The organism is Lawsonibacter sp., from assembly GCF_022777125.1.
In the GTDB taxonomy this organism is placed as follows: Bacteria; Bacillota; Clostridia; order Oscillospirales; family Oscillospiraceae; genus Lawsonibacter_A; species Lawsonibacter_A hominis.
In genome coordinates, this window is sequence record NZ_JALFGV010000029.1 from 1 (window position 1) to 23,247 (window position 23,247).

At 62.9% G+C, this 23,247-nt stretch carries 24 protein-coding genes; 14 read left to right on the forward strand and 10 right to left on the reverse strand.

Going from position 1 to position 23,247, the window contains the following annotated elements; translation table 11 throughout:
* Positions 1–106: 106 nt before the first annotated feature.
* The 8 genes from argB to MR825_RS02430 form a co-directional block, all read right to left on the reverse strand.
* Positions 107–961 carry an acetylglutamate kinase gene (gene argB, locus MR825_RS02395; protein ID WP_186907141.1) on the reverse strand — a complete coding sequence of 285 codons (855 nt, stop codon included), beginning with the start codon at positions 959–961 and terminating at the stop codon, positions 107–109.
* Between the two features lie 67 nt (positions 962–1,028).
* Positions 1,029–2,291 (reverse strand): bifunctional glutamate N-acetyltransferase/amino-acid acetyltransferase ArgJ, encoded by a 1,263-nt coding sequence (gene argJ / locus MR825_RS02400; protein ID WP_287878580.1) that lies wholly within the window; start codon positions 2,289–2,291, stop codon positions 1,029–1,031.
* Positions 2,292–2,303: 12 nt separating this feature from the next.
* Positions 2,304–3,245, reverse strand: coding sequence for an N-acetyl-gamma-glutamyl-phosphate reductase (argC, locus tag MR825_RS02405; RefSeq protein WP_186907139.1), 942 nt, complete (start codon positions 3,243–3,245; stop codon positions 2,304–2,306).
* On the reverse strand, positions 3,245–3,376 hold the full coding sequence (locus MR825_RS02410) for a hypothetical protein (protein WP_256176460.1): 132 nt from the start codon (positions 3,374–3,376) through the stop codon (positions 3,245–3,247). Before MR825_RS02410 ends, argC begins: the two co-directional genes overlap by 1 nt.
* Before the next feature lie 89 nt (positions 3,377–3,465).
* Positions 3,466–4,845 carry an argininosuccinate lyase gene (gene argH, locus MR825_RS02415; protein ID WP_287878584.1) on the reverse strand — a complete coding sequence of 460 codons (1,380 nt, stop codon included), beginning with the start codon at positions 4,843–4,845 and terminating at the stop codon, positions 3,466–3,468.
* A 214-nt stretch (positions 4,846–5,059) separates the two neighbouring features.
* The gene (locus MR825_RS02420; protein ID WP_287878586.1) at positions 5,060–6,274 is read right to left on the reverse strand and encodes an argininosuccinate synthase; all 1,215 of its coding nucleotides are present in this window, start codon (positions 6,272–6,274) and stop codon (positions 5,060–5,062) included.
* 175 nt (positions 6,275–6,449) lie between these two features.
* The gene (locus MR825_RS02425; RefSeq protein WP_186907136.1) at positions 6,450–7,154 is read right to left on the reverse strand and encodes a DUF6320 domain-containing protein; all 705 of its coding nucleotides are present in this window, start codon (positions 7,152–7,154) and stop codon (positions 6,450–6,452) included.
* 12 nt (positions 7,155–7,166) lie between these two features.
* Positions 7,167–8,477 (reverse strand): hypothetical protein, encoded by a 1,311-nt coding sequence (locus MR825_RS02430; RefSeq protein ID WP_186907135.1) that lies wholly within the window; start codon positions 8,475–8,477, stop codon positions 7,167–7,169.
* A gap of 375 nt (positions 8,478–8,852) precedes the next feature.
* On the opposite strand from MR825_RS02430, the gene MR825_RS02435 reads away from it, so the two are divergent.
* The 11 genes from MR825_RS02435 to MR825_RS02485 all read left to right on the forward strand — a co-directional run bounded on the left by MR825_RS02435 (position 8,853) and on the right by MR825_RS02485 (position 19,347).
* Complete coding sequence (locus tag MR825_RS02435) at positions 8,853–9,815, forward strand: alpha/beta hydrolase (RefSeq protein WP_186907134.1); 963 nt, start codon at positions 8,853–8,855, stop codon at positions 9,813–9,815.
* Positions 9,816–9,835: 20 nt separating this feature from the next.
* Positions 9,836–10,825, forward strand: a complete 990-nt coding sequence (galE, locus tag MR825_RS02440; protein ID WP_186907133.1) for a UDP-glucose 4-epimerase GalE — start codon at positions 9,836–9,838, stop codon at positions 10,823–10,825.
* 26 nt (positions 10,826–10,851) lie between these two features.
* Positions 10,852–12,336 carry a glycerol kinase GlpK gene (gene glpK / locus MR825_RS02445; protein WP_186907132.1) on the forward strand — a complete coding sequence of 495 codons (1,485 nt, stop codon included), beginning with the start codon at positions 10,852–10,854 and terminating at the stop codon, positions 12,334–12,336.
* 282 nt (positions 12,337–12,618) lie between these two features.
* A complete protein-coding gene (infC, locus tag MR825_RS02450; RefSeq protein WP_186907131.1) occupies positions 12,619–13,188 on the forward strand; it encodes a translation initiation factor IF-3 in 570 nt (189 codons plus the stop codon).
* Positions 13,189–13,224: 36 nt separating this feature from the next.
* Complete coding sequence (gene rpmI, locus MR825_RS02455; protein WP_186907130.1) at positions 13,225–13,428, forward strand: 50S ribosomal protein L35; 204 nt, start codon at positions 13,225–13,227, stop codon at positions 13,426–13,428.
* A gap of 39 nt (positions 13,429–13,467) precedes the next feature.
* Positions 13,468–13,824 (forward strand): 50S ribosomal protein L20, encoded by a 357-nt coding sequence (rplT, locus tag MR825_RS02460; RefSeq protein ID WP_186907129.1) that lies wholly within the window; start codon positions 13,468–13,470, stop codon positions 13,822–13,824.
* Between the two features lie 218 nt (positions 13,825–14,042).
* Positions 14,043–14,798, forward strand: coding sequence for a PAQR family membrane homeostasis protein TrhA (gene trhA, locus MR825_RS02465; RefSeq protein WP_186907128.1), 756 nt, complete (start codon positions 14,043–14,045; stop codon positions 14,796–14,798).
* 189 nt (positions 14,799–14,987) lie between these two features.
* Positions 14,988–15,356, forward strand: coding sequence for an ArsR/SmtB family transcription factor (locus tag MR825_RS02470; RefSeq protein ID WP_186907127.1), 369 nt, complete (start codon positions 14,988–14,990; stop codon positions 15,354–15,356).
* A 64-nt stretch (positions 15,357–15,420) separates the two neighbouring features.
* On the forward strand, positions 15,421–15,639 hold the full coding sequence (locus MR825_RS02475) for a cation transporter (protein ID WP_287878596.1): 219 nt from the start codon (positions 15,421–15,423) through the stop codon (positions 15,637–15,639).
* Between the two features lie 30 nt (positions 15,640–15,669).
* Positions 15,670–17,514, forward strand: a complete 1,845-nt coding sequence (locus MR825_RS02480) for a heavy metal translocating P-type ATPase (RefSeq protein ID WP_186907125.1) — start codon at positions 15,670–15,672, stop codon at positions 17,512–17,514.
* Positions 17,515–17,751: 237 nt separating this feature from the next.
* Positions 17,752–19,347 (forward strand): N-acetylmuramoyl-L-alanine amidase family protein, encoded by a 1,596-nt coding sequence (locus tag MR825_RS02485; protein ID WP_287878601.1) that lies wholly within the window; start codon positions 17,752–17,754, stop codon positions 19,345–19,347.
* Between the two features lie 95 nt (positions 19,348–19,442).
* On the opposite strand, the gene MR825_RS02490 is transcribed toward MR825_RS02485, so the two are convergent.
* Positions 19,443–20,207 carry an SDR family NAD(P)-dependent oxidoreductase gene (locus MR825_RS02490; RefSeq protein WP_287878604.1) on the reverse strand — a complete coding sequence of 255 codons (765 nt, stop codon included), beginning with the start codon at positions 20,205–20,207 and terminating at the stop codon, positions 19,443–19,445.
* A 319-nt stretch (positions 20,208–20,526) separates the two neighbouring features.
* Positions 20,527–21,495 carry a flavodoxin family protein gene (locus tag MR825_RS02495; RefSeq protein ID WP_186907123.1) on the reverse strand — a complete coding sequence of 323 codons (969 nt, stop codon included), beginning with the start codon at positions 21,493–21,495 and terminating at the stop codon, positions 20,527–20,529.
* A gap of 192 nt (positions 21,496–21,687) precedes the next feature.
* Between MR825_RS02495 and MR825_RS02500 the strand changes: the two genes are divergently transcribed.
* The 3 genes from MR825_RS02500 to MR825_RS02510 form a co-directional block, all read left to right on the forward strand.
* Positions 21,688–22,092 (forward strand): DUF3783 domain-containing protein, encoded by a 405-nt coding sequence (locus MR825_RS02500; RefSeq protein WP_256175058.1) that lies wholly within the window; start codon positions 21,688–21,690, stop codon positions 22,090–22,092.
* Between the two features lie 51 nt (positions 22,093–22,143).
* Entirely contained in the window at positions 22,144–22,740 is a 597-nt protein-coding gene (locus tag MR825_RS02505) for a glycerol-3-phosphate acyltransferase (protein WP_186907122.1), read from the forward strand.
* 50 nt (positions 22,741–22,790) lie between these two features.
* Positions 22,791–23,247, forward strand: a 457-nt coding sequence (locus tag MR825_RS02510) for a GreA/GreB family elongation factor (RefSeq protein WP_287878609.1), incomplete at its 3' end; no start/stop codon positions are given.

Genomic DNA, 23,247 nt, shown 5'->3' on the forward strand with positions numbered 1-23,247 from the left:
GCCCCTGTCCCATGGTCGATGTCCACATCAAAGCGACCGTAGGTCTGCATGACATACCGGCGGTCCAGCGCCGTTAATTCAGAATGATCCACGTTTCTCCGCCCCCCTACAGCAGCATGGTGCCGATGCCCTCGTCGGACAACAGCTCGATCAGGATGGAATGGGGGATGCGCCCGTCCAGGATATGGGTGCGCTTCACCCCGGAGCGCACCGCCTCCACGCAGCAGTCCACCTTGGGGATCATGCCGCCCTGGATGACCCCGTCTTTGATCAGGCCGGGCACCTGGGAGAGCTCCACCACCCGGAGGAGGGTCCCTTCGTCCCCGGGATCCCGGAGCAGGCCCCGCACGTCCGTGAGCAGGATCAGCTTCTCCGCGCCCAGGGCCACCGCCAGCTTGGCCGCGGCGGTATCCGCATTGATATTATAGGCGGTATCGGCGTCGACGCCCTGGGCTACGGTAGAGACCACCGGGATGTAGCCATCCTCCAGGGCATCCACCACCAGGCGCGGGTCCACCTGCGTGATCTCGCCCACCAGGCCGTATTTTTCGTCCAGCATTTTGGCCTGGAACAGCCCCGCGTCCATGCCGCAAAGACCGATGGCCTTTCCCCCCATGCGGTTGAGCGTGGCCACCAGATTTTTGTTCACCTTGCCGCAGAGCACCTGCTGCACGATGTCCATGGTCTCTTCGTCCGTATAGCGCAGGCCATCCACAAAGCGGGACGTTTTCCCGATCTTCCGCAGCATGTCGGTGATCTCCGGCCCGCCGCCGTGGACCACCACCACACGGATGCCCACCAGATGGAGCAGGATGATATCGGAGATGACCGCCTGGCGCAGCGCCTCCGAGATCATGGCGTTGCCGCCGTATTTGACCACCACGGTCTTTCCGTAGTATGTTTGGATATAGGGCAGGGCCTCCGCCAGCACCTGGGCCCGCTCCACGTGGGAATAGGACATCGCGCCTCACTCCAAGCTTAAAATCTCCCGCGCCGGCCCGGTTTCCGGGGCGGGGCCGCTCGCCGGCTCAGGTCCGGTAATCGCCGTTGATCTTTACGTAATCATAGGTCAGATCGCAGCCCCAACAGGTGGCCTGATGGTCGCCCTCGTGCAGGTCCACGTCAATGACGACCTCATCCTGGCTCAGGATACTCTTGGCCAGGGCCTCGTCGAAGTCCACCCCGGCGCCCTGCCGGCACACCAGGACCTCCCCCACGGCGGAGGCGAATTTCACGTCCACATACTCCGGCCGGAAGGGGGCCTTGGAGTAGCCCATGGCGCAAAGCACCCGTCCCCAGTTGGCGTCGGAGCCGAACATGGCCGCCTTGACCAGGGAAGACCCCACCACCGCCTTGCCCAGGCGCTCGGCGCTCTCCTCGCTGCGGGCGCCGCGCACTGTACCGGTGATCAGCTTTCCGGCGCCCTCGCCGTCGGCGGCGATACTGCGGGCCAGCTGCTCAAAGACACCGTACAGCGTCTTATAAAAAACGGTATAGCCGTCGTCCTTCCACTCGAGCAGCGCGTTGCCCGCCATACCGTTGGCCAGCACCACGCACATGTCGTTGGTGGAGGTATCGCCGTCCACTGTGACCCGGTTGAAGGTGCGGGGGACGATCTCATGGAGGGCCTCGGCGAGCAGCTCGTGGGTGATGGCGCAGTCGGTGGTGACGAAGCAGAGCATCGTGCCCATATTGGGGTGGATCATGCCGGAGCCCTTGGCGATGGCGCCGATGGTGACCGTTTTGCCCCCCACAAGGCAGGTCACGGAGAGTTCCTTCTTCACCGTGTCGGTGGTCATGATGGCGTTGGCCGCCGCGTCGGAGCCGTCCCTGGACAGAGCCGCCGCCGCCGCGGGCATCCCCGCCCGGATGGCGGCGATGTTCAGCTCCTGCCCGATGACGCCGGTGGAGGCCACCACAAAGTCGGAGGGTTTGAGCCCCGTGGCCCGGGCCGCCAGGGCGCACATCTCCTCGGCATGCTCATGGCTGTTGGGGGCGCAGGCATTGGCGTTTCCGGAGTTGGCCACGATGGCCTGGGCCTCGCCGTTTTCCAGGTGGTCCATCGTCACATACAGCGGCGCGGCCTTCACCCGGTTCATGGTATACACCGCCGCCGCCGCACAGGGCTGCTCGGAGACGATGAGCGCCAGATCCTTTTTTCCCTCCAGCACCTCCGGCATCTTGCTCGTGGGGGGCTGATTGCCGTCCCCCTTGCCCTTTTTGACGCCGCAGTGGACGCCGGACGCGGTAAATCCCTTGGGGGCGGTCACGCCGCCGGGTACTTGTTTCATCTTCTTCTCCTCCTACAGGCTGAGTCCGGCCGTGGGCGCAAACCCCAGCATCAGATTCATGTTCTGTACCGCCGCGCCGGACGCGCCCTTGCCCAGGTTGTCAAAGCGGGCGGTCAGGATGCTCTGCCGCTCATGGCCGCTGACGGTGATCTCCAACCCGTCGGATCCGGCCAGCACGTTGGACGCGAGGAACTGCGGCTGCTGCGTATAAGGCGCCACGCGTACGACGGGCTGCTTGGCGTAATAGGCCGCCAGGATGAGACTCAGCTCCCGGGCGGTGGGCTGCCCCTTCAGATAACGGTTATGGAGCATCACCGTGGTGGCCATGCCCTTCTCGTAGTCATCCACGATGGGGCAGAACACCGGCGGCGCCTCCAGGCCGGAGATCTTCTGCATCTCGGCCAGATGCTTGTGCTTGAGGGTGGTGCCGTAAGTACGCGGGGCGTACAGCTCTTCCGGCTTCTCCTCCCCCTCGTACTGGGCGATCATCTTCTTTCCTCCGCCGGAGTAGCCGGTGAGGGAATAGCAGGTCAGGGGGTAATCCGGATGCAGGATGCGCATCTGGATCAGCGGGGCCACCGTGGCCAAAAAGCCCGTGGCATGGCAGCCGGGGTTGGCCACGAAGCGGGCCGTCCCAATGGTCTGCTCCGGGTCCTTGTACAGCTCCGGGAAGCCGTACACCCAGCCGGGGGCGGTCCGGTGGGCGGTGGATGCGTCAATGACCCGGGTATTGGGATTTTCGATGAGGCTCACCGCCTCCGCCGCGGCGGCGTCCGGCAGGCAGAGAAATACCAGATCGGCCTCGTTGATGAGCCTTCTGCGCTCCTCCAGATCCTTGCGTTTATCCTCACGGATGCGCAGCAGCTCGATATCGTCCCGGCTGCCTAAGCGTTTATCGATCTGCAGGCCGGTTGTGCCCTCCTGACCGTCGATGTAGATGACCGGTTTTCCCATCATGTCCGTTCCCTCACAAACTGCTCGATGGCTTCGATCTGCCGCTCCACCGCCTCTTTGGCCGGGCCGCCGCAGCGCCCCACGGGGCCGGCCCCGTGGGGGCCCCCGTTGATTTCACCTGCTCGGGGCAATTCAATTGCCCCTGCGCCAAGGTTTTGCCTGCGGCAAAACGCTTGTGCGCGCCGCTCGGCGCGATCGTCTCCGGCGGCCCGTTCCCCCATCATGTCCGTTCCCTCACAAACTGCTCGATGGCTTCGATCTGCCGCTCCACCGCCTCTTTGGCCGGGCCGCCGCAGACTTTGCGGCCGTTGACGCAGGTCTTCAGTTCCAGCGCCTGATACACATCGGCGTCGAACACGCCGGAAACCGAACGGAAGTCCTTCAGCGGCAAGGTGTCCAGGGTCTCTCCGGTCTTGATGCACATATTCACCAGCCGCCCCACGATCATATACGCCTCCCGGAAGGGCATTCCCTTTTTGACCAGGTAGTCGGCGCAATCCGTGGCGTTGATGAAGCCGCCCGCGGCCGCGCGGTGCATATTTTTTTCCTTGACGGTCAGGGTATCCAGCATCGCGGTAAACACCGGCAGGCACATTTTTACCGTGTCGATGGCGTCGAACACGCACTCCTTATCTTCCTGCATGTCCTTGTTATAGGCCAGCGGCAGGCCCTTCATGACGGTGAGCAGGGTAACGAGCGAACCGTACACCCGTCCGGTCTTGCCCCGGACCAGTTCGGCCACGTCGGGGTTTTTCTTCTGCGGCATGATGGAAGAGCCGGTGGAATAAGCGTCGTCCAGCTCCACATACTTGAACTCCCAGGAGCACCAGAGGATGATCTCCTCCGAAAAGCGGGACAGGTGCATCATCAAAATGGAGCAGGCCGAAAGCAGCTCGATGGCGAAGTCCCGGTCGGAGACGGAATCCATGGAGTTATCCGTGGGCTTCCGAAAGCCCAGGGCGGCGGCGGTGGCGAAGCGGTCCACCGGATAGGTGGAGGTAGCCAGGGCGCCGGCCCCCAGCGGGCACTCATCCATCCGTTCCAGGCAGTCCTCCAGACGGGTCACATCCCGTTTGAGCATATTGGCATAGGCCATCATATAGTGGCCAAAGGTGGTGGGCTGGGCCCGCTGGAGGTGGGTATAGCCGGGCATAACGGTCTCCAGATTGGCCTTTGCCTTCTGGATCAGCACCCGCTCCAAATCCAGCACCTGGGCGATCATCTGCGGGATCTCCTCTTTGACAAAGAGGCGGAAATCCACGGCCACCTGGTCGTTCCGGCTGCGGGCGGTGTGCAGGCGCTTGCCCGTGTCCCCGATCCGCTGGGTGAGCATGGTCTCGATATTCATGTGGATATCTTCGTTCTCCAGGGAGAACTCCACCCGGCCGCCCTCGATGTCCGCCAGGATGGCCTGGAGGCCGTCGATGATCTTTTCCGCCTCGTGCGCCTCGATGATCCCCTGCTTGCCCAGCATGGCCGCATGGGCGATGGAGCCTGCAATATCCTCCTTGTACATCCGCGCGTCAAAGGAGATCGAGGAGTTAAAATCATTGACCAGGGTATCGGTCTCCTTTTGGAACCGGCCTGCCCAGAGTTTCATAGTATCGCTCCTTCCTAAGGCGAAGGCGGCGGCCAGCCGCCGCCGCCTTCCTCAGCATCACAGCTCTGCCGCCGAAGCGGCAAGTCAATTCCGATCGTGTTTGCTCGGACATGCGCCGGGCAAGCATACCGCTCAGGCCCCAGGCGTGCGGGTGCGGCGAGTGCGCGCGGCGGCCTGCAGCCGAACCGCCGAAAAGGCGGAGCCTTTTTACCGATTACAGCTTCCCCTGCTCCCGCAGCGCCTGCACCGTATCCGGCAGGCCCCAGAGGTTGATAAAGCCGGTGGCGTCGTTCTGGTTGTAATCGCTCTCCTCAAAGGTGACCAGATTCTCGGAATAAAGGGTCTCGGGAGAGGTAACGCCGGCGGTGATGATGTTGCCCTTGTAAAGCTTGAGCTTCACGGTCCCGGTCACATGCTTCTGGGTCGCGGTCACAAACGCGGACAGCGCCTCCCGCAGGGGGGTGAACCACTTGCCGTTGTAGACCAGGTCGGCAAAGTCCACCGCCAGCTTCTGCTTCATATGCTTGGTGTCCTTGTCGATGGTGATCATCTCCAGCACCTCATGGGCGCGGTAGAGAATGGCGCCGCCGGGGGTCTCGTATACGCCGCGGTCCTTCATGCCCACCAGCCGGTTCTCCACGATGTCCAGCAGGCCGATGCCGTTGGCCCCGCCCAGCTGGTTCAGCTTGCGGATGATATCGCTGGCCTTCTTCTGCTCACCGTCGATGGCCACAGGCACGCCCTGGGCAAAGTCCAGGGTCACGTAGACGGCCTGGTCGGGGGCCATGGCGGGAGACACGCTCATCTCCAGGAAACCGGGCTTGTCGTACTGAGGCTCGCTGGCCGGGTCTTCCAGGTCCAGGCCCTCGTGGCTGAGGTGCCACAGGTTCTTGTCTTTGGAATAGTTGGTCTCGCGGGAGATCTTCAGGGGCACGTTGTGGGCTTCGGCATAGTCGATCTCCTCGTCCCGGCCTTTGATGGACCACTCCCGCCAGGGGGCGATGATCTTCATCTCCGGGGCGAAACGCTTGATGGCCAGTTCAAAACGGACCTGATCGTTGCCCTTGCCGGTACAGCCGTGGCAGATGGCGTCCGCCCCCTCCTTCCGGGCGATCTCCACCAGCCGTTTGGCAATGATGGGCCGGGCAAAGGCGGTGCCCAGCAGATAATCCTCATATTTGGCGCCCATCTGCATGGAGGGGATGATGACGTCGTCCACCATCTCGTCCACCAGGTCCTCGATGTACAGCTTGGCCGCGCCGGTCTTGATGGCTTTCTCCTCCAGACCGTCCAGTTCGTCGCCCTGGCCCACGTCGGCGGAGACGGCGATGATCTCGGGGTCGTTGTAGTTCTCTTTCAGCCAGGGGATAATGATGGACGTATCCAGGCCGCCGGAATAGGCAAGCACGACTTTTTTGATCTCAGACATGGTAATGACCTCCGTTGTGATACTGTTTTCTGATGTTGGAAACAGTGTACCACGCGCCCTTGGAAAAAGCAAGGGTCAATTCGCATAAATATGCGAATTGACCCCCGTATTTTTCCGATATTTTTCCCACATTATGCATAATATTCGTTTTATTCTGCATATCAGCGCCCGTGCCTTACAGGTGGAAGCGCCTGCGCACCTCCTCCCGGAGAGAGGGCACCCTGCGGATGACCAGAAGCGGGATGGTCAGCCCGGCGCAGACGGCCAGCACCACCACCGACCAGGAGGGCTCCCAGGACCCGGAAAGCCAGCGGTCCAGGAAAAATTCCACTCCGAACAAAAGCACGCCGACGCTGCCGATGAGGATGGTCACACTGGTAAGGACGCTTCGCCGGTAGACCCGCAGCACCAGCCCCAGCAGCAGCAGGATCGCGCCGCCCCACAGAATGATGGGCAGCGCCAGACCGCAGAACCAGCTTCGCCCGTCCAGATCCACGGAGATGAGGAACACATAGATGGCCACCGCCGCCACATCCAGCAAAAGCCGCAGCAGCAAGTGCATCCCCCGGGCCAGCAGCGGCGGCACGAACCAGATCCACAGCATCACCGCCGCGCCGATGACGTAAAGCGACCACGGCCGCTGCTGGTTCAAAAACAGATTGAGCACGCCGCAGCATACCGCCACCGAGGCCAGCATGGCCGTGATGAGCAGCGCCAGCTCCCGTTTGGAGGCGGGCGCCACCTCGCCCCGCTGGGTGGGAAAGGGCTTGGGCGCGTGCTCGTCCACCGGCTGGCCGGGGTTGAGCACCGGCGTATGGCACAGCGGGCAGAAGGACGCGGTGGCGTCCAGCTCCACCCCGCAGTTGACACAATAGGACATTGGGACGCCTCCTTAAAACATCAGTTCGGAGCGGACCGTGCGGTTGCTCTCCACCTTTACGGGGATGCCCTCCCGCACCAGGAAGCGGAAGAAATCCCGCTCGGTATCGGTCTCCTGAAGGGTCCCGGCGAACGTGATCTCCATGGTATTGCCGTAGCTGATGGAGGCGCAGTGGACCCGCGGATTGGTGGCCTGCCCCAAAATAACCTCCATGCGGCGGATGTGGGGGGCCATCTCCTCCGGCACCGGGAAGGGGCCGGGATTGGTATAGGTACCCGAATAGGGCCGCACGCCCGAAAGGCGGTAGCCCAGGGCCATCACCGGGTTTTTCAGCACGATGGGCACGATCTGCAGCAATCGGTTGGTGGTAAACTTCACGTTGCCCGTCAACAGGGCCTGCATCTGCTGGCGGTTGATATTCAGCCGCAGAAAGTGGTGGACCTGGGAGACCACCTCCGCGAAGGTATACTCCCCCAGCGAGGGATCGATGCAGGGGCGTACGGTCAGGATGAAATTGCGCAGCGTCTCCGACGGGAACCAGGCCCGCAGGTTGATGGGGATGGCCAGCGCCACCGGCTTCTCCCGGCGGGGGCGCTCCCGGTGCTGCTTGTCCACGATAACCTTCAGCAGCACCGCCGTCAGATACTCCGTGATCGACACACCGTATCCCTTCGCCCGGGCCTTCAGCTGATCCACCGGCAAAAAGCCCATGGTCACATTCAGGGTATAAAAGGGCTCCGGCGTTCCGGTATTCGGATAGGCCTTCTTTTCCAGGCCGGACCGCCGGGCCTTTACCGTGGCATAACGCTCATAGGCGTCCTCCCGCTCCTCCGGACGGGGCGGCTCGTCCACATCCAGGATCCCGCAGGTATTGGGAATGATATGGCCCAGTTCCCGCAGATAGACCGCCAGCAGGGTCTTGAAAAAGACCAGCGCCCCAGCGCCGTCGCTCACCGCATGGAAGACCTCCAGCGAGATGCGCGTTTCATAGTAGTAAAACCGCACCAGCCAGCCGTTGTCCTCCTGGAAGCGCACCGGCTGGCAGGGATTGGCGATATCCGGCTTTACGAAGGGACCGGCGGCATGGTTGGGCTCGAAATAATGCCAGAACGCCCCCCGTTTGATCCGCACGGCAAAGCTGGGAAAGCGGGGCATGGTCCGCTCCACCGCCCGCTGGAGGGCGTCGGGGTCCACCGGAGCGGCCATGACGGCGGAAAAGCGGTAGATGGCGGAATAGTTTTCCTTCTGAATGGCGGAGTACAGTACGCCCGCGTTGTCCAGCGGATACCACTCCGGCTTGCCGCCCCGCCGGTCCTTCGCCATGTTCCCGCCCCCTCGTCCAACTCCGTTTTCTTTAGCATACCACGTTACGGCACGCGCCACAAGGGGAAACCTGCCGTATCTTCCCCTTCCTTTTAACAGCCGGGCATGCTATAATAATGCCTGCACAACAAACGGATATACGGTTTGTTCGCGCGGCAAGCGCCGCGCAATTTCAGAAAAACGGCTCCGCGTATGTGCTTTGCTGGGCGGCGCCGTGCCGCCGTGCGGCTGCGCCATGCAGGCACTGCGGCAGTAGGCGTTTCCGGCAGGGTGCAACATCCCCTCTGCCGGGTCGCCGGACGGCCAGGCCCATTTTGCCCCGAGAGCGGTTTGGTCTGATTTATGCCGCGCAGGGCGGCGGAAGGAAGGATTTTTATGGAGCAGGACCGTCCCCACATGAAGCTGGCCCGGCGTACGCCGGAGCAGCGGCGCGAGGCTGAGCAGCGGCGTCTGGACCCGTTCCTGCGCGCGCTGAAGGCCATCCACTCCGCGGCCACGCCCGAGACCATGGACCCGGAAGATCTGGACAAGCAGCGCAAGGGGCAGGAGCTGCTGGGCCGTTTGGTAGCCCCCATGGCGGGTATGAGCTGGGAGCCCTTCCAGCTCGGTTTTATGAACGCCGCCTGGGTCCGCCCCAGCCGTGGCTACGACCGGCGGCGATGCATCCTCTACTGTCACGGCGGCGGCTATACCAGCGGTACCCTCGGATATTCCCGCATTCTTGCCTCCAAGCTGGCCCACGTGTCCGGTTACCCGGTGCTGACCTTCGAATACCGTCTGGCGCCGGAGCACCCCTACCCCGCCGCCGTGGAGGACGCCGCGGCGGCCTGGGATCACTTGATGTACCAAGGGTTCGGCGCCCGGGACGTGGTGGTGGCCGGCGACTCCGCCGGAGGCAATCTGGCCCTGGTGCTCACCCATCAGCTCCGCGCGGCCCAGCGCCGCCTGCCCCGCGCCCTCATCCTGCTCTCCCCCTGGACCGACATGACCGCCAGCGGCAAGTCCTATCAGGAGCGCGCGGAGATCGACCCGGTGCTCACCCTCAACTATATCTACGCCGTGCGGGACGCTTACGCCCGGGGGCAGGACTGGTCCTCTCCCCTGCTCTCTCCCCTCTTCGGCGATTTGAAGCACTTTCCGCCCACCCTCATCCAGGCGGGCACCAACGAGCTGCTGCTGTCCGACTCCATCCGCCTGCGGGACCGGCTGGTCCAGGCCAACGTCCCCTGCAAGCTGGAGGTATGGACGGAACTTTGGCACGTATTCCAGATGTTCCCCATGAAAAAAGCCAACGAGGCCATGGAGAGCATCGGCCGTTTCCTGCTTGAAACGTTATAGATCATGGAGGTAATGTGATTATGGCGATCCTAGTGACCGGCGGCGCCGGGTATATCGGCTCCCACTGTGTGGCCTCCCTGCTGGAGGCGGGCGCGGATGTGGCGGTCGTGGACGACCTGTCCAAGGGCCACCGCGCCGCCCTCAAAGGCGGGCGGCTCTATGTGGGGAACGTGGGCGAGCGCACGTTTCTGCGGGAGGTGTTCCAGAAGGAATCCATCGAGGCGGTCATCCACTTTGCCGCCTATTCGCTGGTGGGCGAAAGCATGGACGTACCCGAGCGCTATTTCCGCAACAACGTGACCGCCGGACTCTCCCTGATCGAGACCATGATCGAATTCCAGGTCCCCTATCTGGTCTTTTCCTCCACCGCCGCCACTTATGGCGAGCCGGAACACATCCCCATTGTGGAGACCGACCGCCAGCTGCCCACCAACCCTTACGGGGAGAGCAAGCTCATCGTGGAGCATATGCTCCGGTGGTGCGACCAGGCCCACGGCCTCAAATTCTGCGCGCTGCGCTACTTTAATGTGGCGGGCGCCTGGCACGACGGGTCCATTGGGGAGGATCACCGGCCCGAGACCCATCTGATCCCCGTCATTCTTCAGGTCGCCCAGGGCAAGCGGGAGCGTCTCTCCCTTTACGGCGCCGACTATCCCACCCGGGACGGCACCTGCGTGCGGGATTATATCCATGTGGAGGATCTGATCGACGCTCACCTGCTGGCGCTGGACTATCTGAAACAGGGCAATCCCTCCGCCGCCTTCAATCTGGGCAACGGCCAGGGCTTCTCCAACCGCGAGATCATCGAGGCGGCCCGGAAGGTCACCGGTCATCCCATCCCGGTCACGGAAGCGCCCCGCCGTCCGGGCGACCCGGCGACCCTGATCGCCTCCAGCCGGAAGGCTATGGAGGTACTGCGCTGGCAGCCCAAACACACCGGCGTGGAGGAGATCATCGCTTCCGCCTGGAAGTGGCACGCCGCGCATCCGAACGGGTACGGCGAAGACTAAGTCAACGGGATAAAGGGAGCCGTGCTATGGGCAACTACATTCTGGCCCTGGATCAGGGCACTACCAGTTCCCGGGCCATCCTCTTTGACCGGGCACAGAACATCCTGGCCGTCTCGCAGAAGGAATTCACCCAGTATTACCCCCGGGAGGGCTGGGTGGAGCACGACGCCATGGAGATCTGGTCCTCCCAGTACGCGGTCATGATGGAGGTGGTGGCCCAGTCCGGCGTGGATGCCGGGGACCTCGCCGCCATCGGCATTACCAACCAACGGGAGACCACCGTGCTGTGGGACCGGCACACCGGCCGTCCCATCCACAACGCCATCGTCTGGCAGTGCCGCCGCACGGCGGACCTCGTGGACCAGCTGGCGGCGGAAGGCCTGGAGGCGCATATCCGCTCCACCACTGGGCTGCTTCCGGACGCGTACTTTTCCGCTACCAAGATCAAATGGCTGCTGGATCACGTGGACGGTGCCCGGGAAAAGGCCCGCCGGGGCGATATCCTCTTCGGGACTGTGGACTCCTGGCTACTGTGGAAGCTCACCGGCGGGGCCGTTCACGCCACCGACCCCACCAACGCCTCCCGCACCATGCTCTACGATATCCGCAAGCTGGACTGGGACGACACCCTGCTCCAGGCGCTGGACATTCCCCGCGCCATGCTGCCCCAGGTCCGCTCCTCCAGCGAGATCTACGGCTATACCGAGATCCAGGGGGCCAGGGTCCCCATCGCAGGCATGGCGGGCGACCAGCAGGCCGCCCTGTTCGGGCAGACCTGCTTCTCGCCCGGCGATGCCAAAAACACTTACGGCACCGGCTGCTTTCTGCTGATGAATACCGGGACGGAACCCTGCGTCAGCCGCAACGGCCTTCTGACCACCATCGCCGTCGGACTGGGCGGCAAGGTGCAGTACGCCCTGGAAGGCAGCGTCTTCGTGGGCGGCGCGGTCATCCAGTGGCTGCGGGACGAGCTTCGCTTTTTCACGGAGAGCCGGGACGCGGAATATTACGCCCGAAAGGTCGAAGACAACGGCGGGGTCTATCTGGTGCCCGCCTTCACGGGCCTGGGCGCCCCCTACTGGGATATGTACGCCCGCGGAACGCTGGTCGGCCTGACCCGGGGCACACGGCGGGAGCATATCATCCGCGCCGCCCAGGAATCCATCGCCTATCAGGTCTACGATCTGGTCCGGGCCATGGAGGCGGACACCGGCCTGCCTCTGAACCAGCTCCGGGCCGACGGCGGGGCCAGCCGGGACCGGTTCCTGATGCAGTTCCAGGCCGACATTCTGGAGCGCACGGTGCGCCGCCCCGCGATTCGGGAGACCACCGCCCTGGGCGCCGCTTATCTGGCCGGTCTGGCCGTCGGGCTGTGGCGGGATCTGGACGAATTGCGGCAGCTGTGGATCTGTGACACCTCTTTTCGTCCCGCCATGGACCCAGGCCGGCGGGCATCCCTGCTCTCCGGCTGGCATAAGGCCGTGGGCCGCAGCCGGGACTGGGCGCGATGACTACGATCTTCCGGGCGGCCATCCAAGGATGGCCGCCCCGGACTTCCTTTACAGGGCGAGGCAGGAAACGCCGCCATCGCATTCTGCGCCGCGCGCCGGTACATTTTTATATTGACAAGGCGCCGGAGCTCTGTTATACTGTCAACGCACAATAAAGCAGGAACGGTACCCCCGTCCTCACCTCCAGCCGGTCGGCAAAGAGGTCAACAGGAGCAGTAACGCGCCGGGTTTTTCGGCGCGGCTTGCCGTGTGATGCGGGTACCGGAATGGTAGCCGCGTTTTTTGTATGTAAACGTGCATGTGAATTGGAGGTGCTTTCGTATCAGCAAACAGGGTCATCAGATCAACGAAGAGATCCGCGACAAGGAGGTCCGCCTGGTCTCTGCGGACGGCGAGCAGCTGGGCATCATGTCCAGCCGTGAAGCGCTGGAGCGCGCAGCCGAGCAGAACTTGGACCTGGTAAAGATCTCGCCCACCGCGAATCCCCCCGTATGCAAGCTCATGGATTATGGAAAGTTCAAGTTTGAGCAGACCAAGCGGGAAAAAGAGGCGCGGAAGAATCAGCACGTCGTGGAGATCAAGGAAGTCCGCATGTCGCCGGGCATCGACGTGAACGACTTTAACGTCAAGCTCCGCAACGCACAGAAGTTCCTGGCCGAAGGCAACCGGGTCAAGGTCACCGTCCGCTTCCGCGGACGCGAGATGGCCCACACCGATATCGGCCGGGGCCTGCTGCTCAAGTTTGCCGAGCAGTGCAGCGAGGTGGCCGCGCTGGACAAGGACCCCAAGCTGGACGGACGGCACATGTCCATTTTCCTCTCCCCCAAGATCGCCAAGGAAGCGAAAAAATAGGCCCGCCCTGATTTAACAGAAAAGGAGTCAACCACCATGCCTAAACTGAAAACCCACAGCGGCGCGAAGAAGAGATTCAATCTGACCAAGTCCGGCAAGGTCAAGCGCGCCCACGCCTTTAAGTCCCACCTGCTCAACGGCCACGGCAAGGATACCAAGCGCAAGAGAGGCCTCCGCGCCGGCGCTTATGCGGACAAGACCAACGAGCCCGCCATCAAGCGCATGATCCCCTATAAGTAATCTGAATCTTTTACCATTAACATAGGAGGCTAATCGACAATGGCTAGAGTGAAAGGCGCGATGATGACGCGCAAGAGAAGAAATAAAGTCCTGAAGCTGGCGAAGGGCTACTGGGGCGCCAAGAGCAAGCACTTCAAGATGGCCAACGAGCAGGTCATGAAGTCCCTGTCCTACGCCTACACCGGCCGCCGCCTGAAAAAGCGCGACTTCCGTTCCCTGTGGATCACCCGCATCTCCGCCGCCTGCAAGATGAACGGGATGAACTACTCCACCTTCATGAACGGCCTGAAGAAGGCCGGCGTGGAGATCAACCGCAAGATGCTGGCCGAACTGGCCGTCAACGACAAGGCCGCTTTTACCGCCCTGACCGAGATGTCCAAGGCCCAGCTGGCCTGAATCAGTTCCATACGCCCCCCGCTTCCGCCGGAAGCGGGGGGCGTTTTTTCCGGAATCCTGGACATACTAGTGAAACCGGGCGCGGGATACCGTTCGCCTGTCCGCTCCGATCCCCCGTCGCATGGCCGCATAATATAATTTTAAAAATTATATCTAAAGTTTCTATTGATTATTTATCAGGATCTGTGGTATACTGATCTCATAAGGCGGTGATCTGTATGAACCAGGAAAATGCGCTGCCCCGGATGCGGGGACAGCTTTACTACCCCATTCAGCCCCAGGCCCGGCGGGGCAGAGTTCGGGAAAAAGACCGGGATCCCTACGACGGACTGCGCCCCTGGTCGGCCATTACCCACGGCGCAGGGGCTGTTTTTGCCCTGGCAGGCACGCTCCTGCTGTTCGCGCGCTCCATTTGGATGGGATTGGACGGCTGGCACCTCGTTTCCTTCTTGATCTACGGTCTGAGCATGGTGGGACTTTACACCGCCAGCACCCTTTACCACTGCTTGAATACCAGCATCAGGGGCCGCATTCGCCTGCGCAAATACGACCACGCCTCCATCTACTTCCTCATCGCCGGTACCTATACCCCCATGTGCCTGGTGGTCCTGCGGCAGCAGGGGGCTTGGGGCTGGAGCCTGTTCGGCGCGGTATGGGGGCTGGCGCTGGCGGGGCTGATCCTTACCCTGGCCTGGATCACCGCTCCCCGTTGGCTCACCGCCGGCATCTATATCTTCATGGGCTGGATGGGCGCAGCGGCCCTGGCGCCCCTATCCCGCAGCCTGTCCGCCGCCGGATTCTTCTGGCTTCTGGGCGGCGGCGTGCTCTATACCGTGGGCGGCGTGCTCTATGCGGCTAAATGGCCCGGCCGAAACAATCGCCGCTTCGGCTGCCACGAGATTTTCCACCTGTTCATTCTGGCGGGCTCCGTATTTCACTTTTTCCTGATGTACCGGGTGATCGCGCTCTTCTAACGCGCTTAAAAAGCCGGCGGACGCAGCTGCGTCCGCCGGCTTTTTAAGCTGTCCGGGGCGCACTGCCGACGGCAGGACGCCGCGATCACATCGCGCTGCCAAAGAGCAAATTGGGGGTTGACATTTTCTCTCCCCTGCATATAATAACATATGAACAATAAATCATATGTTTAGAAAGGAGTGCCTGACATGTCCTCCGCCAATGAGAGCGATGTGGAACGCTGCGAATACATGCACGTGCATGAGGAGATCGTCGATCAGGTCAATCAGAACATGCCGGATGAGGAGATCCTGTACGATCTGGCCGAGCTGTTCAAGCTTTTCGGCGACTCCACCCGCATCAAAATCCTGTACGTTCTGTTCGAATCGGAGATGTGCGTCTGCGACATCGCGCAGCTGCTGGGCATGACGCAGTCGGCCATCTCGCACCAGCTCCGGGCCTTGAAGCAAAGCAAGCTGGTCAAATACCGCCGGGAGGGAAAGACCGTCTTTTATTCCCTGGCTGACGGCCACGTACGTACGATTCTGGACCAGGGGATGGAGCACGTGGCAGAATGACGGCGTGCGAAAACGCGCCGCGTTTGCTCCATTCAAAATCAATTGTAAAAAGGAGTCTTTTGTGATGAAAAGACAGTTCAAGCTGCTGGATCTGGACTGCGCCAGCTGCGCCGCCAAAATGGAGCAGGCCATTCGGAAGCTGGACGGCGTCCATGGCGCCACCGTCAGCTTTCTCACTCAGAAGCTCACGCTGGACGCCGACGACGCCCGCTTCGACGAGATCCTGCGTCAGGTGATAACGGTCTGCCGCAAAGTGGAGCCTGACTGCACCATCGTTTTGTAATCATTTGATTTGAGAAGGAGGCGCAGCCTCATGTCCAAAAAACAAAAACGCACCCTGTCCCGCATTCTCCTCAGCGCGGCCCTGCTGGCGGTTGCCGCACTGCTCCCGCTGAACGGCTGGGCGCGGCTGGCGGTTTTCCTGCTCCCTTACGCCGTGATCGGCTGGGACGTACTGTGGCGGGCGGTGCGCAACATTGCCCGCGGCCAGGTCTTTGACGAGAACTTTCTCATGGCCCTGGCCACTGTGGGGGCGTTCTGTGTGGGCGAATACCCGGAGGCCGTTTTCGTCATGCTCTTCTATCAGGTGGGCGAGCTCTTCCAGAGCTACGCGGTGGCCCAGTCCCGCAAGTCGATCGCTTCCCTGATGGATATCCGGCCCGATTATGCCAATATAGAACAGGATGGGGCCTTGATCCAGGTGGCCCCGGAGGAGGTGGCGGTGGGCAGCGCCATCGTCATCAAGGCAGGCGAGCGCATCCCTCTGGACGGCGTAGTACTGGAGGGCTCCTCCACGGTAGACACCGCCGCCCTTACCGGCGAGTCCCTGCCCCGCGAGGTGCAGAGCGGGGACGACGTGATCTCCGGCTGCGTGAATCTGTCCGGCGTGCTGACGGTCCAGGTGACCCGCCCCTTTGCGGAATCCACCGTCTCCAAGATTCTGGACCTGGTGGAGAACTCCAGCAGCAAAAAGGCCAAAGCGGAACACTTTATCACCAAATTCGCCCGCTATTACACGCCCGCCGTGGTGCTCGCCGCCGTGGCGCTGGCGTTCCTGCCCCCTCTGTTTACCGCCATCTCCTGGACCGACTCCATCACCCGGGCGCTCAATTTTCTGGTGGTCTCCTGCCCCTGCGCTCTGGTCATCTCGGTGCCCCTCTCCTTCTTCGGCGGCATCGGCGGGGCCTCGCGGGACGGCATTCTGGTCAAAGGCGGCAACTATCTGGAAGTACTGGCCCGTGCCGAGATCGTGGTCTTTGATAAGACCGGCACGCTGACCAAGGGCGTATTCAATGTGACCGCCATCCATCCCGACGACATTCCGGAAGCCAGGCTGCTGGAGCTGGCGGCCCTGGCGGAATGCTACTCCGACCATCCCATCTCCCGCTCTTTGAAGGAGGCCTACGGCAAGGACATCGACGCCTCCCGGGTCTCCGGCGTGGAGGAGCTGTCCGGCCGGGGCGTGAAGGCCGTGGTGGACGGGCGTCCCGTCTGCGCCGGCAACGACAAGCTGATGGAAGAGCTCGGCGTGAAGTGGCACCCCTGCCACCGGGTGGGTACCACCGTCCATGTGGCGGTGGACGGGATATATGCCGGCCACATCGTCATTTCCGACGAGGTGAAGGAGGACGCCAAGGCCGCCGTCGCCGCCCTGAAGGCCCTTGGCGTACGCAAAACCGTCATGCTCACCGGCGATGCCAAGGCCGTGGGCGAAGCCGTGGCCGCCGATCTGGGTCTGGACGAGGTCCATACTCAGCTGCTCCCTGCAGACAAGGTGGACCGGGTGGAATCGCTGCTGAAGCAGGTCTCCTCCAAGGGCGCCCTGGCCTTTGTGGGAGACGGCATCAACGACGCCCCCGTCCTCTCCCGGGCGGACATCGGCATCGCCATGGGCGGTCTGGGTTCGGACGCCGCCATCGAGGCCGCCGACGTCGTGCTGATGGACGACAAGCCTTCCAAGCTCTCCGACGCCATTTCCATTGCCCGGCGCACCCTCTCCATCGTGCGGCAGAACATCTTCTTCGCCTTGGCGGTCAAGGCCCTGGTCCTTGTGCTCAGCGCCGTGGGCCTGGCCACCATGTGGGAGGCCGTCTTTGCTGACGTGGGAGTCTCGGTGATCGCCATCCTCAACGCCATGCGCGCCCTCAAGCGGAAATAACCGTCTTTTCCAAAATTTATGTCAACTCATTTCGCCCCGTGCCATTGACGGCACGGGGCGAATCGGTTACAATAATGTCTAATCTGGAAACCGGCGGCAGCGCCGCCGGTCCGCAGAAAGCGCGGCTTCCGCGCGCCTGCGCAAACCGCTTATGCCGGAACCGCCCCCCAAAGATCCAGGGGCGCTGCGTACGTATTGCGGTCAAAGGCATTTCGTTTGGAGAAGGGGAAGCCTGTCATGGGGAAACGTCTTTCGGTCCTGCTGCTTGCGTCGATGCTTCTCTCCCTGCTGGTCCCGGCTGCTCAGGCGGCAGGGGCCGCGGGAGGGATCGACGTCTATTTTTATGAGGAGGCCGCCGGCGCGTATGGGGCGCTGACTCAGACCGATCTGGTGACCCTCACCCTCGACGGGGCGCCCCTGGCGCCCGACGGCGTCCCCGCGCTCGTCCAGTATCTGGGGAGTGACGGCCGCACGCTGGTGCCGGTACGTCTCATCGCGGAACAGCTGGGCGCAGCGGTGACCTGGGTGCCCGATACCCGGCAGGTGCTCATCCTCGAGTCCGGTCGGAATATTGTGCTTACTCTGGGCTCCTCCACCGCCCTGGTCAACGGGCAGACCGTGGAGCTGCCCGGCGGCGTGCCCGCAGGCGTGGTCAAATGGGACGGCCTGGAGAGCACCATGGTGCCCCTGCGCTTTGTCTCGGAGCAGCTGGGAGCCACGGTGGATTGGGACAACGACAGCTTTACCGCCATCCTCACCTCTCCCGGCGCGTCCGTGACGCCGGAGCCCTCTCCGGGACCGTCGCCCACGCCCACGCCTTTGCCCACGCCGGCGCTCCCGCCCGTCCCCAGCGGAGACGACCGGGGTTACATCACCGGAGTCTCCTCTGATTCGGACACACAGACCGTGCTCATCGAGACCGACCACGTTCCCGAGTACCGGGTGCTGGACCTGGGAGACCGCGTGGCGGTGGATGTGCTGGGCGCGGTGCTCCACTCCGGCGAGGCCGGTATGGTCACCATCCCGGTGGACAACGATATGATCACTGCGGTACGCTACTATCAGCATGAGGACGATCTGGGCTACGGCTATCCCCACACGGTACGGGTGGTGCTGGACCTGAAAAGCGGCATCACTTACTCCAAAAACCTGAAGGTAGAGGCGGGGAGCAGCGGCGTACGGGTCACCGCCTTCCTGACCGACGGCGACCGGGAGGACACCGATTTTACCCCGTCTGCCCCCATCGACCCGTCCAAGTCCACCATCGTACTGGACGCCGGCCACGGCGGGGCCCGGTCCGGAGCGGTCTATCCCGACGCCTCGGGCACAGAGGTTCTGGAGAAGGACCTGGCCCTCTCCATGACGCTTAAGCTGCGGGACCGTTTGGTTGCCGCCGGTTACAACGTGGTGCTCACCCGGGAGAGCGACGTGGAGGTCGACCTCTATGAACGGGCGGACATCGCCAATGCGGTGGGGGCCGACCTGTTTATCAGCGTCCACTGCAATGCCTCCGGCACTGTGCCCAGCTTTCAGGGCATCTATACTTACTACCATCCCTCCAGCGGACGGGGCAAGCGTCTGGCCGAGGCCATCCAGACGCCTTTGTGCGCCGCCACCGGCGCCATCGACCGCGGCGTCAAGGACGCCGACTTCGTGGTGCTGCGGGAGACCGAGATGTGCGCCGTGCTGGTGGAGACCGGCTTTATGTCCAACAGCGAGGAGCTTGCCCGGCTGTGCGACGGCGCCTATCAGGACAAGGTGGCCCTTGGGATCGCGGAGGGGGCCATCCGCTATTTGAACGGCCTGAACACCGCAGAGACCTCCGCCGAGTAAACCAGAGCGCGCCGCCCCATTATGGGGCGGCGCGCTCTGGTTTGCGGCAAAGGCCCGGCAGTCCGTTTGCCGCGCCTGCGCTTCTGCGCCGGATATCATACCCGGCGCAGTCCCTCCCAGCAGGCCATGATAAAGCAGTGGGGCAAAAATTTGCTGGCGACCCGCTGCACCAGGGCGGGCAGCCCGCAGGTGGTCACCGCCAGCAGACGGCTGTCCCGCAAGGCACGCCGGGCCACGGTCTCCGGCCGCAGGGCAAAGGGAAAACGGCGCACGGTCCTGCCGTTTTTGGTGTCCCGCGCCACCGCCATAAAGTCCGTCTTGATCCAGCCGGGGCACACCGCGCACACCCGGATGCCGCGGGGCGCCGCCTCCCACCGCAAGGCGCGGCTGTAACGCAGCAAAAACGCCTTGGTGGCCGCATACACATTAAAGCCGGGCAGCGGCTGGAACGCGGCGGAGGAGCAGATCTCCAGCACCCTGCCGCCCCGCCCCATGTGGGGCAGCACCGCGGCGGTAATTTCCACGGCGGAGCGGCAGTTCACATCGATCATATCGCCCGTCTCCTGAAGGGTCATATCCCTCCAGGTGCCAAACTTTCCAAAGCCAGCGGCATTGATCAGCACCCGCACGTCGGGCCCTTCCTGCTCCAGAAGGTCCCGCAGCTCCAGGATACACTCCTGTTTGGCCAGATCCAGGGCAAGGCAGCGCATGGGGGTGCTCAGCCGTCCCGCCAGCTCCTCCATCCGCCCGCCCCGGCGGGCCACGCCCCAGATCTCGTCCAATCCTCCCTGCGCGTCGAGCCGTTGGACGAACGCCCGCCCCAGGCCGGAGGACGCCCCCGTCACGATGGCGATCTTCACGCGTACCGCTCCCCTTTCCAATGCCGTTATGGTTCCGTTCAGTTTTCCCGAAACCGCCCCGGTCCATACAGGGCCAGTTTACACGCTCTCCGCAGAAAAGGCAAGGCAAACAACTGAGGCGGGACCGCTTACGCGGTCCCGCCTCACAGCTTGTCGAAAAAGGCCTTTTTCGACAGCCTCCTGAGTGTGACGCGCCCAAATCCGGCGAAGCCGCTTTGGGGCGCAGGCCGCGGCCCGAAGCGCACACGCGCGGGCCGGGATGTACTTTCCGCGGCGTACACGCCGCCTGTCGCTCAAGCGGCAACGCCGCCCGGGAAGATCAAGCCCGCACGGGCCTGCTGGAGGAAATAAAATCGCGGTACTTGGCCTTGCGGGCCTTGGCCTCGTCGGTGGCCATGGCGGCGCGCGCCTTGCCCTCGTTGTTCTGGATGTCGTCTCCGTGGATGAACTTGCCGGAGATGGAATCGTGGGCGTGGGGAAGCCACTTCTCGGCGTCATACTCAAAAACGTACTTGCCGTCCACGTTCTTCATGACGCCCTCCATGCCGCACAGGCAGCAGATGGCGGTGCCGTCCTCCTGCAGGAAGAAGTTATTGCTGTGGCAGTAGGGGCACACGCCCTGGGCGCCCTTGTAATCCTCGCCCATGATGCCGTGGGGCACGTTCAGGGTGCCGTCCTCCACCTTTCGGGCGGCATGGGCAATGTTCACGCCGATCTGATGGGCCTTGGCGATGGCCGCATCGTTCATGATGATGTCCAGTGACCACTTGAAGCACTCGTTATCGATCACGCACCACTTGGGCGTAAGGGCCTGCGTGTTAAAGTCGCACTGGATGCGGGTGGCCCAGTCGGAGCCGCCGATGCCCATGTAGGAGACGACCTTCTCCTTCAGGTACTTGGGGTCGATGGGCTTGCCGCCCTGCTCGGCAATTTTGGCGGCGATCATGACGTTCCCGCGGTCCAGACGGGGTCCAAAGCGGTCCATGACGGTGTGGAACAGGCCGGACGCGCACTTTTCAAAGATGGGCACCGCCCAGACGATGCCGTCCGCATCGTACATCTTGTCCACCAGCCACTGAAAGTCATCCTTCAGCACGCAGGCGTTTCCGCGGCCGGAGAACAGGCTCATGACACAGGCCTTGCAGCCGGTGCAGTGCTTGATCTCCAGCTGGTTGAGATTGATGAATTCCACCTCGGCGCCGCACTCCTGCGCGCCCATCAGCGCCTCCTTGCACATGGCGTCGTTGCTGCCGTTGGGGGTCCCCCCGGAAAGGCCGAGAATCTTCATGTCCAGTTCCTCCTACATACCGTTTTGTTGTTTGTGCGCGGGTTCTGTTTCTGTCTATTTTGTCAAAAAGATTATATGCGTTCCGCTGCTTTTTGTCCAACAGTTCAATGCTGTTTCCTTCACAACCATCCGTTGTATGTTGACCTTCCGCCGGTAAACGGGTACAATAGCAGGGAAAGGAAGGCGATCCTCATGAGCGCACCGCTGATTCTGCTTTACAACCTGGACAACCCCAGGGGCTCCAAGCTCCGGCGCATGTGCCTGCCCCTGAAACTGCGCACCCGGCTGGTCTCCAAGGAGGAATACGCCCTGCCGCTGTCCGTCCTGGCGGAGGGAGACGGCAGGGCCGCGCCCCACCCGGACCAGGACTTCGACGACGAGATGCTGCTGCTCTGCGGCTTGACGGGCCCCCAGCTGGACGCCTTTCTCCAGGGCTTCCGCCGGAACAGGCTCCCGCCGGTGGCCCTCAAGGCGGTGCTCACCCGGACCAACCGGGACTGGGACTCGTTCCGGCTCCACGCGGAGCTGCTCCGTGAGCGGGAGGCCCTTGCCTCCGGCCGGGCAGTCCACGACAACGAGGACGCCTCCGGCGGCTAAAACGCGGCTTTTCCGGACAAACTGAGCGCAGTTGGAAAGGGGGCGACGGACATGGAACGCGGGCTCTGCCTTTTGCTCGGCTATCTCTGCGGCTGCTTTCTCACCGCCGAGGCGGTCGCCTGGCGGCATGCCGGCCAAAGCGCCGCCGCTCTGGGCTCCGGCAATCCCGGCATGGCCAACATCGCAAGCCAGTTGGGAAGGAGCTGGGGGGCCGTGGTGCTGCTGGGGGACATCGCAAAAACCATTTTAGCCTGGCTCCTGGGCCGTCTGCTGTGCCCCGGCCTGGCTCTGGCGCCCCTGTGGACGGGATTGGGCGCCGTATTGGGCCACAATTTCCCCTTCTGGCGGGGCTTTCGGGGCGGAAAGGGCGTGGCGGTCACCTGTGCCTGTCTGGTCCTGTTTTCCCCTCTCTGGGGCGGCCTGGCCTGTCTGGGCGGGCTGGCGGCAGTGCTTTTCTCCGGTTACCTGCCGCTGGGCGCGGTGACGATTCCTGTCCTGTTCGTCCCTCCCGCCTTTCTCTGCTACGGGCGGGAGGCTGGGGCCCTGGCCCTGATCCTGGCCCTGACGATGTTCTCCCGCCACGTGCGGGGGCTGCGCCGCATGCTCCGCGGAGAGGAGCCCCGGAAATTCCGTGGCAAACAGCGCTGAGTTGTGCTATAATATCCGGCAGAATCACTTGCAAGCGGGGGGAAACTGCCATGCACAACGAACTGACGAAAAAGGACATCCAGATGATGCGGGAGGAGCTGCATCAGCGCCGTACCGTTCTGCGGCCCCAACTGTTGGAAGCGGTGAAGGAGGCCCGGGCCTTCGGAGATCTGAGCGAAAACTTCGAATACAAGGCCGCCAAGCAGGAAAAGAACCAAAACGAGCGCCGCATCCGTTTTTTGGAGAACATGATCCGAACCGCGGTGGTCATTTCAGACCAATCCCAGGCCGATACGGTGGGACTGTTTGACAAGGTCACCATCCGCTTGGCCGACGACGATGTGGACGAGACCTATCAGGTCGTCACCACCATGCGTCAGGACGCCCTCCGCGGCCGGATCAGCAAGGAATCTCCTGTGGGGAAGGCCCTGCTGGGCCGCCGCGTGGGAGAGCGTTTCCATATCCAGGTCAGCGAACGCTATGGCTACGACGCGGTGGTGCGTGCCA

Coding starts and splice junctions, on each gene's coding strand:
- argB (WP_186907141.1), bottom strand. CDS start 961: ATGTCCTATTCCCACGTGGAGCGGGCCCAGGTGCTGGCGGAGGCCCTG.
- argJ (WP_287878580.1), bottom strand. CDS start 2,291: ATGAAACAAGTACCCGGCGGCGTGACCGCCCCCAAGGGATTTACCGCG.
- argC (WP_186907139.1), bottom strand. CDS start 3,245: ATGGGAAAACCGGTCATCTACATCGACGGTCAGGAGGGCACAACCGGC.
- argH (WP_287878584.1), bottom strand. CDS start 4,845: ATGAAACTCTGGGCAGGCCGGTTCCAAAAGGAGACCGATACCCTGGTC.
- MR825_RS02420 (WP_287878586.1), bottom strand. CDS start 6,274: ATGTCTGAGATCAAAAAAGTCGTGCTTGCCTATTCCGGCGGCCTGGAT.
- MR825_RS02425 (WP_186907136.1), bottom strand. CDS start 7,154: ATGTCCTATTGTGTCAACTGCGGGGTGGAGCTGGACGCCACCGCGTCC.
- MR825_RS02430 (WP_186907135.1), bottom strand. CDS start 8,477: ATGGCGAAGGACCGGCGGGGCGGCAAGCCGGAGTGGTATCCGCTGGAC.
- MR825_RS02435 (WP_186907134.1), top strand. CDS start 8,853: ATGGAGCAGGACCGTCCCCACATGAAGCTGGCCCGGCGTACGCCGGAG.
- galE (WP_186907133.1), top strand. CDS start 9,836: ATGGCGATCCTAGTGACCGGCGGCGCCGGGTATATCGGCTCCCACTGT.
- glpK (WP_186907132.1), top strand. CDS start 10,852: ATGGGCAACTACATTCTGGCCCTGGATCAGGGCACTACCAGTTCCCGG.
- rpmI (WP_186907130.1), top strand. CDS start 13,225: ATGCCTAAACTGAAAACCCACAGCGGCGCGAAGAAGAGATTCAATCTG.
- rplT (WP_186907129.1), top strand. CDS start 13,468: ATGGCTAGAGTGAAAGGCGCGATGATGACGCGCAAGAGAAGAAATAAA.
- trhA (WP_186907128.1), top strand. CDS start 14,043: ATGAACCAGGAAAATGCGCTGCCCCGGATGCGGGGACAGCTTTACTAC.
- MR825_RS02470 (WP_186907127.1), top strand. CDS start 14,988: ATGTCCTCCGCCAATGAGAGCGATGTGGAACGCTGCGAATACATGCAC.
- MR825_RS02475 (WP_287878596.1), top strand. CDS start 15,421: ATGAAAAGACAGTTCAAGCTGCTGGATCTGGACTGCGCCAGCTGCGCC.
- MR825_RS02480 (WP_186907125.1), top strand. CDS start 15,670: ATGTCCAAAAAACAAAAACGCACCCTGTCCCGCATTCTCCTCAGCGCG.
- MR825_RS02485 (WP_287878601.1), top strand. CDS start 17,752: ATGGGGAAACGTCTTTCGGTCCTGCTGCTTGCGTCGATGCTTCTCTCC.
- MR825_RS02495 (WP_186907123.1), bottom strand. CDS start 21,495: ATGAAGATTCTCGGCCTTTCCGGGGGGACCCCCAACGGCAGCAACGAC.
- MR825_RS02500 (WP_256175058.1), top strand. CDS start 21,688: ATGAGCGCACCGCTGATTCTGCTTTACAACCTGGACAACCCCAGGGGC.
- MR825_RS02505 (WP_186907122.1), top strand. CDS start 22,144: ATGGAACGCGGGCTCTGCCTTTTGCTCGGCTATCTCTGCGGCTGCTTT.